Source organism: Flavobacterium ginsenosidimutans (assembly GCF_003254625.1).
Lineage (GTDB): Bacteria > Bacteroidota > Bacteroidia > Flavobacteriales > Flavobacteriaceae > Flavobacterium > Flavobacterium ginsenosidimutans.
The window spans coordinates 128970-145871 of record NZ_QJRJ01000077.1 but is presented as its reverse complement, the minus strand read 5'-3'; the positions used below and the strand labels follow the sequence as shown (position 1 = coordinate 145871).

At 33.6% G+C, this 16902-nt stretch carries 18 protein-coding genes; 5 read left to right on the top strand and 13 right to left on the bottom strand.

Translation table 11 applies throughout. From position 1 onward, the window contains the following. The first annotated feature begins 81 nt into the window (after window positions 1-81). From DM444_RS23775 to DM444_RS12500, 3 genes are all read left to right on the top strand, one after another. Window positions 82-258 (top strand): hypothetical protein, encoded by a 177-nt coding sequence (locus tag DM444_RS23775; protein ID WP_204251683.1) that lies wholly within the window; start codon window positions 82-84, stop codon window positions 256-258. Between the two features lie 33 nt (window positions 259-291). Beyond that, window positions 292-744 (top strand): 6-pyruvoyl trahydropterin synthase family protein, encoded by a 453-nt coding sequence (locus DM444_RS12505; protein ID WP_111287117.1) that lies wholly within the window; start codon window positions 292-294, stop codon window positions 742-744. Window positions 745-831: 87 nt separating this feature from the next. After that, window positions 832-1575: a UDP-2,3-diacylglucosamine diphosphatase gene (locus DM444_RS12500; protein WP_111287115.1), complete on the top strand. Its 744-nt coding sequence runs from the start codon at window positions 832-834 to the stop codon at window positions 1573-1575. 76 nt (window positions 1576-1651) lie between these two features. Here DM444_RS12500 and DM444_RS12495 read toward each other — a convergent pair whose 3' ends face one another. From DM444_RS12495 to DM444_RS12450, 10 genes are all read right to left on the bottom strand, one after another. Further along, window positions 1652-2863: a cytochrome c3 family protein gene (locus DM444_RS12495; protein ID WP_111287113.1), complete on the bottom strand. Its 1212-nt coding sequence runs from the start codon at window positions 2861-2863 to the stop codon at window positions 1652-1654. 83 nt (window positions 2864-2946) lie between these two features. After that, window positions 2947-3303 (bottom strand): hypothetical protein, encoded by a 357-nt coding sequence (locus DM444_RS12490; RefSeq protein ID WP_111287111.1) that lies wholly within the window; start codon window positions 3301-3303, stop codon window positions 2947-2949. 81 nt (window positions 3304-3384) lie between these two features. Then, window positions 3385-4248, bottom strand: a complete 864-nt coding sequence (locus tag DM444_RS12485) for a carboxypeptidase-like regulatory domain-containing protein (protein ID WP_111287109.1) — start codon at window positions 4246-4248, stop codon at window positions 3385-3387. Window positions 4249-4373: 125 nt separating this feature from the next. Continuing rightward, window positions 4374-4730 (bottom strand): hypothetical protein, encoded by a 357-nt coding sequence (locus DM444_RS12480; RefSeq protein ID WP_111287107.1) that lies wholly within the window; start codon window positions 4728-4730, stop codon window positions 4374-4376. 130 nt (window positions 4731-4860) lie between these two features. Next, a complete protein-coding gene (locus tag DM444_RS12475; RefSeq protein WP_111287105.1) occupies window positions 4861-5775 on the bottom strand; it encodes an alpha/beta fold hydrolase in 915 nt (304 codons plus the stop codon). Next, on the bottom strand, window positions 5776-7059 hold the full coding sequence (locus DM444_RS12470; RefSeq protein WP_111287103.1) for an MFS transporter: 1284 nt from the start codon (window positions 7057-7059) through the stop codon (window positions 5776-5778). Then, window positions 7046-8758, bottom strand: a complete 1713-nt coding sequence (recJ, locus tag DM444_RS12465) for a single-stranded-DNA-specific exonuclease RecJ (RefSeq protein ID WP_111287101.1) — start codon at window positions 8756-8758, stop codon at window positions 7046-7048. The genes DM444_RS12470 and recJ overlap by 14 nt, the downstream gene beginning before the upstream one ends. Window positions 8759-9046: 288 nt before the next feature. Continuing rightward, the gene (locus DM444_RS12460) at window positions 9047-9391 is read right to left on the bottom strand and encodes a HopJ type III effector protein (RefSeq protein WP_035681760.1); all 345 of its coding nucleotides are present in this window, start codon (window positions 9389-9391) and stop codon (window positions 9047-9049) included. A 117-nt stretch (window positions 9392-9508) separates the two neighbouring features. Further along, entirely contained in the window at window positions 9509-10228 is a 720-nt protein-coding gene (gene rsmI, locus DM444_RS12455; protein ID WP_111287100.1) for a 16S rRNA (cytidine(1402)-2'-O)-methyltransferase, read from the bottom strand. Between the two features lie 111 nt (window positions 10229-10339). Further along, window positions 10340-11389 carry a hypothetical protein gene (locus DM444_RS12450; RefSeq protein ID WP_111287098.1) on the bottom strand — a complete coding sequence of 350 codons (1050 nt, stop codon included), beginning with the start codon at window positions 11387-11389 and terminating at the stop codon, window positions 10340-10342. Window positions 11390-11625: 236 nt separating this feature from the next. On the opposite strand from DM444_RS12450, the gene DM444_RS12445 reads away from it, so the two are divergent. Then, window positions 11626-12216, top strand: coding sequence for a thymidine kinase (locus tag DM444_RS12445; RefSeq protein ID WP_111287442.1), 591 nt, complete (start codon window positions 11626-11628; stop codon window positions 12214-12216). 43 nt (window positions 12217-12259) lie between these two features. Then, complete coding sequence (locus tag DM444_RS12440) at window positions 12260-12679, top strand: hypothetical protein (RefSeq protein ID WP_111287096.1); 420 nt, start codon at window positions 12260-12262, stop codon at window positions 12677-12679. 379 nt (window positions 12680-13058) lie between these two features. Here DM444_RS12440 and rpoN read toward each other — a convergent pair whose 3' ends face one another. The 3 genes from rpoN to asnS all read right to left on the bottom strand — a co-directional run bounded on the left by rpoN (window position 13059) and on the right by asnS (window position 16646). After that, window positions 13059-14519: an RNA polymerase factor sigma-54 gene (gene rpoN, locus DM444_RS12435; protein WP_111287094.1), complete on the bottom strand. Its 1461-nt coding sequence runs from the start codon at window positions 14517-14519 to the stop codon at window positions 13059-13061. Between the two features lie 88 nt (window positions 14520-14607). Then, window positions 14608-15003, bottom strand: a complete 396-nt coding sequence (locus tag DM444_RS12430; protein WP_111287092.1) for a GxxExxY protein — start codon at window positions 15001-15003, stop codon at window positions 14608-14610. A 197-nt stretch (window positions 15004-15200) separates the two neighbouring features. Next, window positions 15201-16646: an asparagine--tRNA ligase gene (asnS, locus tag DM444_RS12425; RefSeq protein WP_111287090.1), complete on the bottom strand. Its 1446-nt coding sequence runs from the start codon at window positions 16644-16646 to the stop codon at window positions 15201-15203. Window positions 16647-16902: the final 256 nt, after the last annotated feature.

The following is a 16902-nucleotide window of genomic DNA, read 5'->3' as shown; positions in this document are numbered from 1 at the left end:
AAGTCATTAATTTTAAATAAACAGAAACATAGTTTTGGAAAATGTTTTAAAATCAAATTTTCACTATATAAATTATTGAACATGACTATCATTTCGTTGCTACAAAAAGTTGACATTGCAGAGAAAATAAAAGATGCTCCAGACAGTGGTTATCAAATTGGTGTTGTAATTGGATCGTTTATTCCGTTTCTGATTTTGGGCGGAATTGCTTTGTGGATGTATAACCGTGCTAAAAAAAGAGACAAAAACGGTTATTAATTTGTAAATTTGCAAGCTTAAAATTAAACTTCGATGAGTAATATCAGAATTACAAAACAATTTAGTTTCGAAACCGGTCACGCTTTGTACGGTTACGACGGAAAATGCAAGAACGTTCACGGACACAGTTATAAATTATCGGTAACGGTTATTGGCTCGCCAATTACAGACCGATCGAATGTGAAGTTCGGAATGGTTATTGACTTTTCTGACCTAAAGAAAATTGTAAAAGAAGAAATCGTCGATCAATTTGATCATGCAACTGTTTTTAATCAGACAACTCCGCATGTTGAATTAGCTGCTGAATTAAAAAATCGCGGACATCACGTTATTTTAGTAGATTATCAGCCAACTAGTGAAAATATGGTGGTTGATTTTGCAGAAAGAATTAAAAACCGTCTGCCTGCTGGAATTTCTCTTTTCTCATTAAAACTTCAGGAAACTGAATCTTCTTTTGCAGAATGGTACGCTTCAGATAATCTGTAAAATAGTTAAAAGTGAAATGTGAAAAGTAAATTGAAAAATGCTTTTTCATTTCACATCTTACATCTCACAATTCACATCTCATATTAAATGAAAAAAATATATTTTGCTTCAGATCAGCATTTTGGTGCGCCAACTCCAGGATTGAGTCTTCCGCGTGAGAAAAAATTTGTGGCTTGGTTAGATGAGGTAAAAGAAGATGCAGAAGCGATTTTTTTACTTGGAGATTTATTTGATTTTTGGTTTGAATACAAAACAGTTGTTCCAAAAGGTTTTGTTCGAATTTTAGGAAAAATGGCCGAAATTCGCGACAGCGGAATTCCTATTTATTTTTTCGTTGGAAATCATGATCTTTGGATGGATGATTATTTTGAAACTGAATTGAACATTCCGGTTTATCACGATAATAAAGAATTTACGTTTAACGGAAAGACTTTTTTAATTGGTCACGGCGACGGAAAAGGTCCTGGTGATAAAGGTTATAAAAGAATGAAAAAGGTATTTACAAATCCGTTTTCAAAATGGCTTTTCCGTTGGTTGCATCCTGATGTTGGCGTTAGTTTAGCCCAATATTTATCAGTCAAAAACAAATTGATTTCTGGCGCTGATGATGTAAAGTTTTTAGGCGAAGAAAATGAGTGGCTAGTTTTATATGCGAAACGAAAACTAGAAACGAAACATTATAATTATTTCATTTTCGGACACCGTCATTTACCAATGATAATTCCTATTGGCGAAGATTCTAAATATGTTAATCTAGGCGATTGGATTGGTTACTTTACGTATGGAGTTTTTGATGGAGAAAATTTTGAACTTAAAAAATTCGAAAAATAGTTTAAAGTTAGTCGAAAGTCAAAAGTTAAAAGTCGAAAGGACAAATTACTACAGCCGAAATTTTAAAACAAAATCTTTATTTCGCACTCGCTGGATAAATTCCAATTTTGTGGGTTCTTAAAATATAATTTGATAATTGTTTGCTGTTTGAAAGCTGAAAACTAATGGCGTTTGAAGCTTTTTTAGGCATGTGGCATTCTACACAATTATCGGCTAATAATTTTTCAGGCATTGTTTTAAGCGTCGTTTGATTGTGTTTTAAACCTTGATGACAGCTCATGCAGATTTTAGAATAAGAAGCCATATTCTTAGAAGCATTTTCATGCGGATTATGACAAGTAATACAATCCATTTTTTCGCTGTTCACAAAACATTTGCTTTGCGCCATTAAACGAAATTGATTTCCATGAACATCAAATTTTGCGGTATCTGTAATACTTCTCGTTTCACGAAAGAATTCCGATAAGTTATCTCCAGGTTTAAACTCAAAACGAGATTTTAATTTCATTCCGTCATTTCCTGCATGACACAATGCACAGACGTCTAATTTTTGCTGTCTGGTAAGGGTTTTGAAACTTGTAATGCTATTGGCAACTTTTACATTTGGGTTTTTCAAATGAAATTCGGCATGTTTTTTTGCGGGTCCGTGGCAGCGTTCGCAGTCAATTCCGTAAACAATAGTTTTTTTATTGATTACATCTTCGATATCCATTGACATGAAGTTTTTTTCCGCAGAACTCTGATCAACAGTTCGAGAACTGATATTTGAACTGTGGCAAGCGTAGCAATCTTTAACGACCATTCGGTCAAAATATGGTTTATCAGCTGGGAATCCTGGACTTGTTGCCCAATTGTTTATCGAGTGATAAAAAGAAAGCGGTAATTCGTAAGTATTATTGTTTTTCCAATAAACAGATGTCTGTGCGTGCTTCGTTCCAAATACAATTTCGAATTTATATCTTTCAGTTTCTTTTCCATTTTTATACAAAACCTGATACAAACTGTCTCCCTGTTTTTCCATCACCAGTTTGGTATCTTTATCATAAATGAAAGTATGGTTTTTAGAATCAAAATCTCCAGAAACATTTCCTAAAATAGCTGGAGCTGTCGCTTTAAAATGTGAACTGTTAAAAACCATTTCTGATTGCACTTTATGGCATTGCACACAGCTTTCAGAACCTGCATAATCAGTTCCACGCGGATCGATATATTCTTCAGATTTATTGTTGCAGCTGACAATGAAAATTGTCGCAAGAATAGTAGTAAGTAGAAATACAGCTTTTTTCATTGCTGTAAATATACTTTTTTTTGAATTGAATCAAAATATATTTCAATAATGAAAAAATGTTGTTAAAATATTTAGAATGCTTCTTAATTCATGCCAACTCCGTAAACATATTCATCCAGTTCAATTTTGAATAAAGAGCCTTCGACCAAATCTTTAATCGATTTTAATTCAGTCATATTTACAGCCAAATCTATCGAATTGCATGGTGTTTTCAATAAAAACTTATGGCAAGAATATTTCATTTCACAAGCTTCACAACAAGAGTTTTCAATCATACTATCTTCAATCAAATCGCAAAATTGATTCAATTCCTGAACTGTAAAATAAAAGCCAGTTTCTTTAAAAACTAATTGCACTTTGTCTGAAATTGTAGTGTTATGATCTTTCCAGTAAAAAGCTATGCCAAAGTTATTATGATATATTTGTTCAATTTCTCTCATCGTAAATCCTTTAATTTCAACAAATATAAATATTATTTATATTAATTCTAAATAAAAGAATCATAAAAAAGAGTAAAACTTTTACTGACACATCATGTTGAGGTAAAAAGTCAAGCTTTGTCCGCTTTTAAACCAATTGGCCATATTTTTTTCTCTGTAAAAACTATTTTCGGTTACGGATGCGGCTGTAGAAATAGAGAAGAATTTGCTTTTTTCATTGGTTTTTATGCTTTCAATCCATTGAATTGTCACAGCAATATCTCCCATTTCTTTATCCAGATAAATGTCGTAAGGTTTTAAATCGACCGTAAACAATCCAAGTTTGTTGTCTTTTACTTCAAAAATTATGTCTTTTTCAATTAAGATTTTGGAAGGAAGACCGTTTTCAACTTTATAAAAGTTCAATCTAAATTTAACCGATTTAAATTCGTTTGAAGTAATGTTGAAATTAAAATTTTCTGCTTTGCAGTCTTTTTTGATTTGAAATTCCATTCCTCTTTCACGGCTTAAATAATCATCAACGGTTTTGTCTAAAGCAGTAAAAAAATTGAAATGCATAAGACCAAGTCCTTTTGAGCTTCTGCCAAATTGTTTTGGTTTAGGTTTTTTGAAAGAGACCACAACTTCCTTCAAAGAATTTTCAGAAGGAATCATTTCAATAACATTATGGTCAGATTTCAGTTGATTGACCAGTAATTTTTTGGTTTCAAAACCAATATGAGAAAAGACAATTGTATCGTTAGGATTTACTTTTTCATTTAATTTTAATTTGAAAATCCCTTTAGAATTTGAAACAGTTCCGACATTTTTATTAGCGATTCCGATATTTACATAATCGAGATCTTCGTTGTTTTGCGTATTTTTCAGTTTACCTGAAATAGCAGATTCTTGAGCGAAAATAGTAGATGTAAAAATAACAGAAAATAAAAATGCGGTATATTTCATTTGCTTGATTTTTAGAATAAAGAAATGAAATAAGATTAAAATTGAATACTCTTTTATTCAATTTTTAACATTTGAAAATAAACTCTTTTACAGCTATTTATAAAGAGTTACAATCGAAGAAAGTTTTAATTCATGCCCGCGCCATGAATATATTCATTGAGATTAAGTCGAAATAAAGAACCTTCAACCAAGTCTTTTATGGAAGTTAATTCAATTGGTGATATTTCTAAATCTATCGCAACATAGGGTGTTTTCAATAAAAAATTATCGAAGGCACGTTTTACACCACGTGTATCATAATCGTTATGGTCTGTTACGCAGTCTTCAATTAAATCGTGAAATTCATTTAATTCTTGAACTGAAAAATAAAATCCCATTTGTTTAAAAAGCAGCTGAATTTTATCTGATATAACTTCGTTGCCTTCTTTCCAATAAAATGAAATTCCAAAATCGTTTCGGTATATCTGCTCGATGTCTTTCATGACAAATTTTTTAGGCCACAAAGATACACTCTGTTTGTATTAATACTTGATTAATAAAAGCATAAAAAAAAGCTAAAAAATCTTATTAGTATTTGATTTTGAGTTGTTTATAATTCGGTTTTTAGATGGATTATTTCAGCCAATATTTTAGTTTGGAAAGAAATGCTGCCTGTTGGTCAACAAATAAATAATGTGAGCAATTGTCCAGAAAAGCGAAGTGTTTTTCTCCAGTTATAGCTTTCATAGAATTAATTTGAGCAGATGAAAAAATGCCGTCATCTTTTCCGTAAATTCCATAAATAGGAACTCCAGCAGATTTGATTTTCTTTAAATAAGGCCTGCTGTCGATGTTGTTTTGTTTTTCGTTTTGATAAAAAACTAACGGCGCATTTTTATTTCGAATATTAGTTTTATAAAAATCTCCAGCTTCGTAATCGGCGTAAAGTTTTTTAGATTCTGGGGTAGGATTTGGCATTTTAAAAAAGCCATTTTCTCCTGCAAGTTCGTAACAGCCTTTTCTATATTCGGCAGAGTTTTTATCTAAATTTTCTACAATGCTGATTTTTTTCAATTGTTCAGAATTGCTATTGTATTTTTTCTTCAGCGCATTTAAAATGTGATCATAAGTTTCTTGCTGTGAAAATAAAGCGCCAGCCAAAACCAAAGCGCTCACATTTTGTGGATATTTATCGGTATAAAGTGTTGCGACTAAACCGCCAAAACTATGGCCAAGCAAAATAGCTTTTTTTAAATGGTATGTTGCATAAATCGAATTTAAATCCTGAAAAGCTTCTTCGTAAGTAAATTTTGCATTTGGATCTGAAGATCTTCCTTCGCCTCTTCGGTCATAAGCAATAACATAAAAACCTAAATCAGCCAGTTTTTGAGCTGTTGTTCCTTCAAACAAAGTTGCATTGCCGCTTGGCCCGCCGTGAATGAAAATTATGGTTTTATTCTTTTCGTTTCCGTAGGTTTTGATATAAAGATTTTGTCCATTTGCAAAAAAGGAAAATATAAAAAACAAAGAAAGAAAAAAGGATTTCATCTATTCTAATTTATGATGATCATCCATATCTTTTTTCAAATCTAAATTTCTAAAAGTTGGAGATTTCAATGCAGTGAAAACTACAGTTAAAAGCGTAATACTTCCTCCAAAAACTACAGAAGTAACTGCTCCCATCAATTTGGCAGTTGCACCACTTTCAAAAGCGCCTAATTCATTTGAAGATCCAACAAAAATCGAGTTTACGGCACCAACGCGTCCGCGCATATGATCTGGAGTTTTTAGCTGTAAAATAGTCTGACGTATCACTACTGAAATTCCATCAGCTAATCCGCTTAAAAATAAGGCAAAAACAGAAAGCCAGAAATAAGTCGATAATCCGAAGAGAATGATGGATAAACCAAAAACAAAAATGGCAATTAAAAGTTTCTTTCCTGCATTTTCATACAAAGGAACATAAGCCGAAACTAGCATTGTGATAAAAGCACCAACAGCAGGTGCGGCTCTTAAAATTCCGAAACCTTCAGAACCAACTTTCAAGATGTCTTGGGCAAAAACGGGCAATAATGCTACGGCACCTCCAAAAAGTACTGCAATCATATCGAGTGATAATGCGCCAAGAACAATTTTGTTTTTAAAAACAAATGTCAAGCCTTCCATAAGACTGTCTTTTATAGATTCTCCCATTTTTGGATTTACGATCGGTTTTTGGCTGATTTGTGATAGGGCAACTAACGAAAGAATTGAAAATCCAAAAACCAAACACATTGACCAGTGAACCCCAATCCAGTTAATTGAGAAACCTGCCAATGCTGGGCCCATAACGGCTCCAATTTGCCAAACCGAACTGCTCCAAGTTGCAGCATTTGGATATACTTTTTTAGGAATAATCAATGATAAAAGCGAGAAGATAGTTGGTCCCATAAAAGAACGAACGATTCCTCCAAAAAATACTAAAGCGTAAATGGAATACAAAATAAGATACGTAGACCAGCCTCCAATTACTTTTGGCCAAGTCAACAAGAAAAGCCCAAAACTAATTACAGAAAATCCTAAAATACATTTTACCAATAAGCTTTTCTTTTCTCTTTGATCTACAATATGTCCTGCAAACAAAGACATTGAAACAGCAGGAATAATTTCCATTAAACCAATAATTCCTAAAGAAAGCGGGTTTTTGGTTAAACTGTAAACTTCCCATTCAATTACAATAAATTGCATTGACCAGGCAAAAACCATTGCAAAACGCAATAATAAAAATACGTTGAATTCTCTATATCGAAGTGCCTGATAAGGATCTGGCTTATTTGATTTAATTTCTTCCATTTGTTCTAATGTCTTTCAGCATAAGCTGTGTTGAAATAGTTCCGTTCCATTCGTTTTCTGCAATGCAGTACGCCAATTGAAACGGATTTTGATTTTGTACAATGTTTAATTTTTTTCCGAGTCCAAAGCCAATTGCGGCGATTCCGTCAGTCCCGAGGCTTCGGGATTGTTTGGCAAAAAGCCTTAAATGCTCTTCTTCTGCGCCTAAAGTTTTGGCATAACCGGTGTCTATTGCATCAGAAGTCATAAAAACGGGTGTCATATTTTGCGGACCAAAAGGTTCAAATTGTTTTAAAATCCGAATGAGTTTTGGCGTTATATCAGAGAAATTGATTTCAGCATCGATTTCGATTTCTGGAGTTCGCATTTCAGGTAAAATGGTTTCCGCAACTTGTTTTTCAAAAGCCTCTTTAAAGTTTTGATAGTTTTCTGCTTTTAAAGTCATTCCAGCAGCGTACATGTGGCCTCCAAATTGTTCCAAATGTTCAGCGCAGGCGTCTAATGCATTATAAACATCAAAACCTTTTACAGATCGGGCAGAAGCAGCATATTTGTCACCACTTTTAGTAAAAACCAAAGTTGGACGATAATAGGTTTCAATTAATCTTGAAGCTACAATTCCGATTACGCCTTTGTGCCAATCTTCCTGAAAAACTACAGTCGAAAAACGTTCTTCTTCATTATTTTCGATAATCTGCTTAAACGCTTCTTTCGTAATTTTTTTATCTAAATCTTTTCGGTCGGCGTTGTATTGTTCAATTTCTGAAGCAAATTGCTGTGCTTGTTCAAAGTTGAATTCCGTTAATAATTCAACTGCATGATTTCCATGTTTGATTCTTCCCGCCGCATTAATTCTTGGTGAAATTATAAAAACAACATCGGTAATATCAAGAACTTTCTTTTTTACTTGATGCGTTAAAGCTTTAATTCCTGGTCTTGGTTCGCTGTTAATGACTTTCAACCCGAAATGAGCTAAAACACGATTTTCTCCTGTAATCGGAACAATATCGGCAGCAATTGCAGTAGCAACCAAATCAAGGTATGGAACTAAATCTTCAATAGTTTCATTTCGATTTTGGCCCAAAGCCTGAATCAATTTAAAACCAACTCCGCAACCGCACAATTCATCGTAAGGGTAGGAGCAGTCTTCTCTTTTTGGATCTAAAACGGCAATGGCATCTGGAAGAATTTCTCCTGGACGGTGGTGATCACAAATAATGAAATCGATGTTTTTTGCTTTCGCGTAAGCGATATGATCAATCGATTTGATTCCGCAGTCTAAAGCGATAATTAAAGAAATTCCGTTGTCGTCAGCGTAATCAATTCCTTTGTAGGAAATTCCATAACCTTCGTCATAACGATCCGGAATGTAAGTCGCAATATGAGGATAATGAGATTTTAAATACGAAGAAACCAAAGAAACTGCTGTTGTTCCGTCGACATCGTAATCGCCAAAAACTAAGATATTTTCTCCATTTTCGATCGCTTGTTCGATTCTCGCAACGGCTTTATCCATATCTTTCATCAAATACGGATCATGAAGATGTTCTAATGACGGACGAAAGAAATTCTTCGCTTCATCAAAAGTTTCAATTCCTCGCTGAATCAAAAGTGTTGCTACAAAATCTTCTACATTTAGAGCTTGTGCCAAAAGTTTGACTTTTTCTTCAGAAGGTTTTGGTTTTAAGGTCCAACGCATGGGTTGATTTTAAATTTTAGATTTTAGACTTCAGATTTTTGAAATCGTTTAATCTGATTGGTAATTTTTTTTAAACACATAGAAACATAGCTTATTGGAAACTTAAAAAAGGCGTTTCACTTGCATAAATTCACATAGCTCTATGTGTTAGAAACTAGTTTCTTTCTAATTTCTTTTATTCGCAAACAAAAATCTATGTTTCTATGTGTTTAATTTTCTCACGCAGATTTTGCAGAAATATTTTTTTGTATATAAAAAGGGCTTCGACTTCGCTCAGCCTGACAAACGTTATTTTGCTTCTAAAGCATTTCCTTCGAACTTAATTCCGTCCCAGCCTAAGTTGATGAAGTTTCTAATATTTTGGTGATTTGTTCCGTTTGGATCGCCTAAAACTTCTTCAAAATAAAATGCTCCAAAACAAGCTAATGTTTCTTCTTTGCTTAAATTCTGCAATTTCGCGAAAGAAAATAATTTGCAAGAACCAGAATTTTCACCAGCTGCATTATGTTGTGTTCCGTTTTGAAAAGCTGTTGGAGTAAAGTTGTAGTTTTCTTCAATTACTGCAATAGTTTCTGGAAATGTGATTTGTGTCGGAGTTTGTTTTACTTTTTCTAAAAAGGCTTGTATGCTCATGATTTATTCTTTATTTATATTTTTTGGTTCATATTGTCAGTTCGAGCGGAGTCGAGAACTAAATCTGCATCTCGACTCCGCTCGATGTGACAAATGGAATTGAACTAACATTATTTTTTATTCTTCGTCATCCTTAGAAAATTTACTTTTCTTAGGTTCTTTTGTTATTGTTTTTCCAGCAACGACAACGACAATTTCGCCGCGTGGTGCTGTTTTTTCAAAATGCGCTAAAACTTCTTTTGCAGTTCCGCGTACATTTTCTTCGTGTAATTTTGATAATTCGCGTGAAACGCAAACTTGTCGGTCTTCTCCAAAATATTGCACAAATTCTGCTAAAGTTTTAACGAGTTTATGCGGAGAAACGTATAAGATCATCGTTCGAGTTTCTTCGGCTAAAGCCAAAAAACGAGTCTGACGTCCTTTTTTATCAGGTAGGAAACCTTCAAAAACGAATTTATCATTTGGAAGTCCACTGTTTACCAATGCAGGAACAAAAGCCGTTGCTCCAGGAAGACATTCTACTTCAATTTTATTTTCTACGCAAGCACGCGTCAATAAAAATCCAGGATCTGAAATCGCGGGAGTTCCAGCGTCTGAAATCAAAGCGATAGTTTCGCCCGCTTTCAAACGTGCAATTAAGTTTTCGGTAGTTTTGTGTTCGTTGTGCATATGATGGCTGTGCATGTGCGTGCCAATTTCAAAATGCTTTAGGAGTTTTCCGCTTGTTCGGGTGTCTTCCGCCAAAATCAAATCGACTTCTTTTAAAACCCTAATGGCTCTAAAAGTCATGTCTTCAAGATTGCCAATTGGCGTTGGAACGATATATAATTTTGACATATTCTATTTTAATATTTAACACGGATTGTACAAATTGTCACAGATTCTAATCTTTCGAAAAATTGCACTAACTATAAATTCGTGTTAATCTGTGAAATTTGTGTTTTGTTTTTAAGCGAATTTTTTCTCGATAATTCCCATAAAACGCTCGGTATAATCTTCTTTTCCATCCCAGTTATTATAATCTGGTTTGACCATGTTTTCGATAAAATCTTTAGCTTCGCTATAAGAATCAAAAGTCATTAATTGGTTTAAAACACGGCTGTAATCTTCGGTGCTGTTTCCAAAAAGATTTTTAGTAAAAGCGATTCGATCATTCAAATCAATATGAAATCCTCTTGACAGTTTTTCATTTAAACTTACTGCTTTTGGTTGTGCAGGAGTTTCAAGAATTGCTGTTTCGATTTTTTTCTCTTCCTTTTTTTCTTCTTTAAAATCATTAATTGAAGGAGTTTTTGCAGGCGGAACAGCTTCAAAACTATCTACTTTTACAAATTGCGCATCGGCATAATTCACGCCAAAATCTTCAAACTGTATTGTCGGAATTGAAGAAGTTGGAGCTTTTGGTTCTTCTTTAACTTCATCTTTGATTTCTTCTACTTCTAATTCGAAAGCAGGTTTGAAATCAGAAATTGGTTTTAAATCGTTTACAGTTGTAAATGAAAGTTCATCATTTTTAGATTCTTCTACCTTTTCAATTTCTTTTTCAGCTTCAGGTTCTATAATTTTAGCAACAATTGGTTCAATTGTTTCTTCAATAACTGGTTCTTCAATTTCTGCAACAGATTCAACAGTTTCTTTAACTTCTTCAGCAATTGGTTCAGCAGTTTCAATAATTTCTACTGGTTGTTCTTCTGAAATTTCAGGTTCGTAAGATTCTTCAAGTGCAATTACTTTTTCTGCAGTTGGAGCTTCATTTTCGATTAAAGCTGGAATTGCACTTTCTTCTTTGTCGAAAATAGTTTCCAATTCAGCATTGATTTCAGTTTGTCCGATTGTTGGTTTTAAGGTGTCGAAATTTTCGTCAACAAATTTTAATACGGCTAATTTCTCATATAATTTCTGAGTTTCAAGGTACAATTGATTGATATCGGATTTGTTTTTAAGTTTCAAAATTCGATGTGCAATGCTGATTAAATCAGCTTCCAATTTTTTTTTCATAACTGTTGAAAATTATAGTGAATAAGGTATTTTAGTGTATTTGATGTCTGAATGTCTCTATTCTCAAGGAAATTCAAAAGATAATTTTTTATTTCTGTTAATACGCTTTCGCGAATCTAAGGTTTGGTAAAAATTTTCTACTTTTGAAAAAATGTAAAACAGTACATTTTTACATTAATTTATTGCCAGTACAAAGTAATAAAAACTATTCATTTTTAAAGGTAGAAAAATACAAAATGTTTCTCGAAAATACAGTAAATCACAAAGAACAATTTGGTTGGATTGAAGTTATTTGTGGATCAATGTTTTCGGGTAAAACCGAAGAGCTGATCCGAAGATTAAAGCGTGCTCAATTTGCCAAACAAAAAGTCGAAATTTTTAAACCCGCTATTGATACCCGTTATCATGACGAAATGGTAGTGTCTCACGATGCAAACGAAATTCGTTCTACACCAGTTCCTGCAGCGGCTAATATCTTGATTTTGGCACAAGGCTGTGATGTGATTGGTATTGACGAAGCGCAGTTTTTTGATGATGAAATTATTACCGTTTGCAATGATTTAGCAAATCAAGGAATTCGTGTAATTGTGGCTGGATTGGATATGGATTTTAAAGGAAATCCGTTTGGACCAATGCCTGGACTTATGGCAACTGCTGAATATGTAACAAAAGTTCATGCTGTTTGTACGCGAACTGGAAATTTAGCCAATTATAGTTTTAGAAAAACCGCTAATGATAAATTGGTTATGCTTGGCGAAACCGAAGAATACGAGCCGTTAAGCCGTGCGGCATATTTTAATGCAATGAAAAAGAATCAGGAAAAATAGATTTTTAAATTCCATTTATAGGCCTTAATAAACAATACAAAGTATGAGAAAACAAAATATTTTATTATTAGTTATAATTGGAATTGCAGTGGCTTTGGCTGTTTTTTTTCAGTTTTATCTTTCTGAAAATGCTACCGAAGTAAAAACAGAAATCACAGAATTAGTTGAAAAATATAATAAAAACTGTCCGTTAAATATTCAGGAAGGCATCCGATTAGATAGTGTGACTTTGGGTGAAGAAAGAGAAGTTCAATATAATTTGACATTGTTGAATGTTGCAAAAGAAACTGCTGAAGTAAATGTAATTCAAGAAGAAATTGAAAAAAGTTTAATCAGCACTGCAAAAGCAAATCCTGGACTTCAGGTTTTTAGAGATAATGATTATACGTTGATTTATCATTACAGCGACAAAAAGAAAGTGTTTTTATTTGATGTGAAGATTTTGCCCGACCAGTATAAATAAAGACAGACTCTATTGATATTAGAATTAAACCCGACAGGTTTTTAAAACCTGTCGGGTTTGTTTTTTTATTGTCTCGTCCTGAAATATTATTCATTCCGTAGGAATGTCTGGTAGGTAGAATTTTTTAATTTGATTCACCAGATACACGTTCCGTAGGAACGTTTGATTGCGTTTCAAAAATATTTATTGGTTATAACAAGTGTCCCTACAGGACACAACCGAATTAACGTTACTATTTTTTTTTTCTACCGACGAGATATTCCTACGGAATAACAAATTGTATTATTTGAGATGAGCTAATTGATGAAAACAAAACCCGACAGGTTTTTAAAATCTATCGGGTTTGCTATTTAAATGAACTTTATATTTTGAGAAAGTTTTAAATCTTCTTTCTCATTCTCGCCACCGGAATATCAAGTTGTTCGCGGTATTTAGCAATTGTTCTTCTAGCAATTGGATAGCCTTTTTCTTTTAAGATTTCAGCCAATTGATCGTCTGGAAGCGGTTTTCTTTTATCTTCTTCCTCAATTGTGTTTTGAAGAATTTTTTTGATTTCAAGAGTCGAAACATCTTCTCCCTGATCATTTTTCATGGCTTCAGAGAAGAATTCTTTAATCAGTTTCGTTCCGTATGGCGTTTCAACATATTTACTGTTGGCAACACGTGAAATTGTTGAAATATCTAGACCAACCATATCAGCAATGTCTTTTAAGATCATTGGTTTTAGTTTGGTTTCGTCGCCGTCTAAGAAATATTCTTCTTGATAATGCATAATTGCATTCATCGTTACAAAAAGTGTTTCCTGACGCTGTCTAATCGCATCGATAAACCATTTTGCAGAATCCAGTTTTTGTTTGATAAACTGAACCGCATCTTTCTGAGCAGTTGATTTATCACGAGATTCTTTATACGTTTGCATCATTTCTTGATAATCTTTAGAAACGTGCAGAGAAGGAGCATTACGTCCGTTTAAAGTCAATTCCAATTCGCCGTCAACAATTCTGATCGCAAAGTCTGGAACCACATTTTCTGTAACTTTATTATTTCCAGTAAAAGAACCGCCTGGTTTTGGGTTCAGTCTTTCAATTTCGTGAATCGCTTTTTTAAGCTGTTCGTTTGAAATGCTGTATTTCTGTAATAATTTATCGTAATGTTTCTTCGTAAAAGCATCAAACTGATTTTCGATAATGTCAATCGCTAAATCAACATATTCAGTTGGTGTTTTGTGTTTTAATTGAAGCAACAAACATTCCTGCAAATCACGCGCTCCAACTCCCGAAGGTTCCAATTCGTGAATCACGGTCATCATTTTTTCGACCATTGCTTCATCAGTATAAATTCCCTGAGTAAAAGCCATGTCGTCAACAATATCTGGAATGCTTCTGCGGATGTAACCCATATCATCAATACTTCCTACTAAGAACTCAGCGATTTCGCGCTCTTCATCATTCAAAATAAAAGTATTCAGCTGATTGATTAAATCCTGATGAAAACTTATCGGAGCCGCAAAAGGCGTTTCACGTTCTTCGTCGTCACTATAATTGTTTACCTGAGTTTTGTAATCAGGCGTATCGTCGTCGCTTAAGTATTCGTCAATATTAATGTCGTCTGCTTCGATTCTGTCTGATTCTGCATCATCATAATCGTCGTAGTCTTCATTAGCGTATTCATCAGCTTCGTAATCGTCTTCTTTTCCAGCTTCAAGTGCTGGATTTTCGTTCATTTCTTCCAATAAACGTTGTTCAAAAGCTTGCGTAGGCAATTGAATTAACTTCATCAGCTGAATTTGCTGTGGAGATAATTTTTGGGATAATTTTAAATTTAAAAATTGCTTTAGCATGATAAGGCACTACTTTTTTTAGCCACTAAGACGCGAAGGCGCAAAGTTTTTATTTTTATTTGCCTATAAGGCTTTTATTTGATTTTTTTTAAAATGCTCTTTTTGTATTTATAAATCGTCTAATACCACTTTTGATTAGTGGTACGTTGAAATTAATTAAAAAGCCTAAATCTTTATTAAGTAATTTTAATTGACTTATGATTTGTGCTTCCCAAACGGGATTTATTTGTTCAACTGCTTTTATTTCTACTATTATAGAATCTTCAATTAGTAAATCTAATCTTAATCCTTCGCTAAATTCAATTCCGTCATAAAAGATGGGAATATCAACTTGGCGTTTTACATCAAGACCAGTTTTAGCAATTTCGTGAGCTAAACAAACTTCATAAACTCTTTCTAATAATCCAGGTCCAAGTTGTTTGTGAACCTTAAATGCTGAGTTTACAATTATTTTTCCAATTTCTTCCGTTCTTTCAGAGAGCATATTTTTTTAAGGGTTTTGCCACGAAGGCGCGAAGGCACAAAGTTTTTTTAAGTTTTTAAATCTTCACTAAAAAATTAAAATAATACTTGTGAATTTGTGTCTTCGTGGTATTATTTTAATTTTTTTTGAGTCTTTAATTCAGTTAATTTAAAAATAAACTTAACGTCTTTGTGCCTTTGTGGCAAAAATTTTATTTCTTAGAACTCTGCACTTCCAGGAGTTCTTGGGAAAGGAATTACGTCTCTAATGTTTGTCATTCCAGTTACAAACAATACTAAACGTTCAAATCCTAAACCGAAACCTGCGTGAGTTGCCGATCCAAATCTTCTGGTGTCTAAGTACCAGTATAATTCTTCTTTATCAATTCCTAGTTTTTCCATTTTCTCAACAAGAACGTCATAACGCTCTTCTCTCTCAGAACCACCAACGATTTCTCCAATTCCAGGGAAAAGGATATCCATTGCACGAACAGTTTCTCTTCCAGGTTCTGTGTTGTCGTTTAAACGCATGTAAAACGCTTTAATGTTTGCTGGGTAATCGTATAAAATTACCGGACATTTAAAGTGTTTTTCAACTAAGAAACGTTCGTGTTCTGATTGTAAATCAGCTCCCCATTCGTTGATTAAGTATTGGAATTTCTTCTTTTTATTTGGAGTTGAATCTCTTAAAATGTCAATTGCTTCTGTATAAGAAACACGTTTGAAGTTGTTTTCTAACACGAAGTTCAATTTCTCTAACAAAGCCATTTCGCTTCTTTCAGCTTGTGGTTTTGATTTTTCTTCTTCCAAAAGTCTTCCTTCCAAGAATTTCAAATCATCCTGACAGTTGTCTAAAGCATATTTAATTACATACTGAATAAAATCTTCAGCCAAATCCATGTTGTCATCCAAGTCGTTGAAAGCAACTTCCGGCTCGATCATCCAGAATTCTGCTAAGTGACGAGAAGTGTTTGAATTCTCTGCTCTAAACGTTGGTCCAAAAGTATAAATCTGACCCAAAGCCATTGCGAAAGTTTCCCCTTCTAATTGTCCAGAAACGGTCAAGTTCGTATGTTTTCCGAAGAAATCTTTTTTGAAATCAATGTTTCCTTCTTCATTTTTTGGAAGATTATCCAATGGTAAAGAAGTAACTTGGAACATTTCTCCAGCACCTTCAGCATCAGCTCCAGTGATAATTGGCGTGTTTACATACACGAAACCTTTTTGCTGGAAATAGCTGTGAACCGCATAAGACAATACCGAACGCACACGCATAATTGCACCAAAAGCATTTGTACGTACACGCAAGTGAGCGTTTTCACGTAAAAATTCTAAAGAGTGTTTTTTAGGCTGCATTGGGAATTTCTCCGCGTCTGAATCTCCAAGAATTTCAAGTTTTGTAACCTGAATTTCATATTTCTGACCCGCACCTTTACTTTCAACCAAAGTTCCAATTACAGAAACCGCAGCTCCAGTCGTGATTCTTTTTAAAGTCTCTTCTGGTGTATTTTCAAAATCAACAACACATTGAATATTATTAATTGTAGAACCGTCATTAAGCGCGATGAACTGATTATTTCTAAAAGTTCTCACCCATCCTTTTGCATTCACTTCCTGTAGCGTCGTCGTACTGTTTAATAAGTCTTTAACCTTTGTGTGTCTCATTTTAATTTTAGATTTATAGATTGCTGATTTTATATCAAAATAAAACCAGTGTTTTTTATATCGAATTGCAAATATAAACGATAATAATTAATTTTTGAAGCTGTTTCCTGCTCTCCGCTGTATCTTTCTATTTTTAAAGAAAAAATAGAAAGGATGCCGCTTCGATCAGGGCTAGGGCATTCGTTTTCAAGATAACCAAATTGTTTTTCTTTTTTGTCATTCCGAGGAACGAGGAATCACACTAGTAATTCCGCAA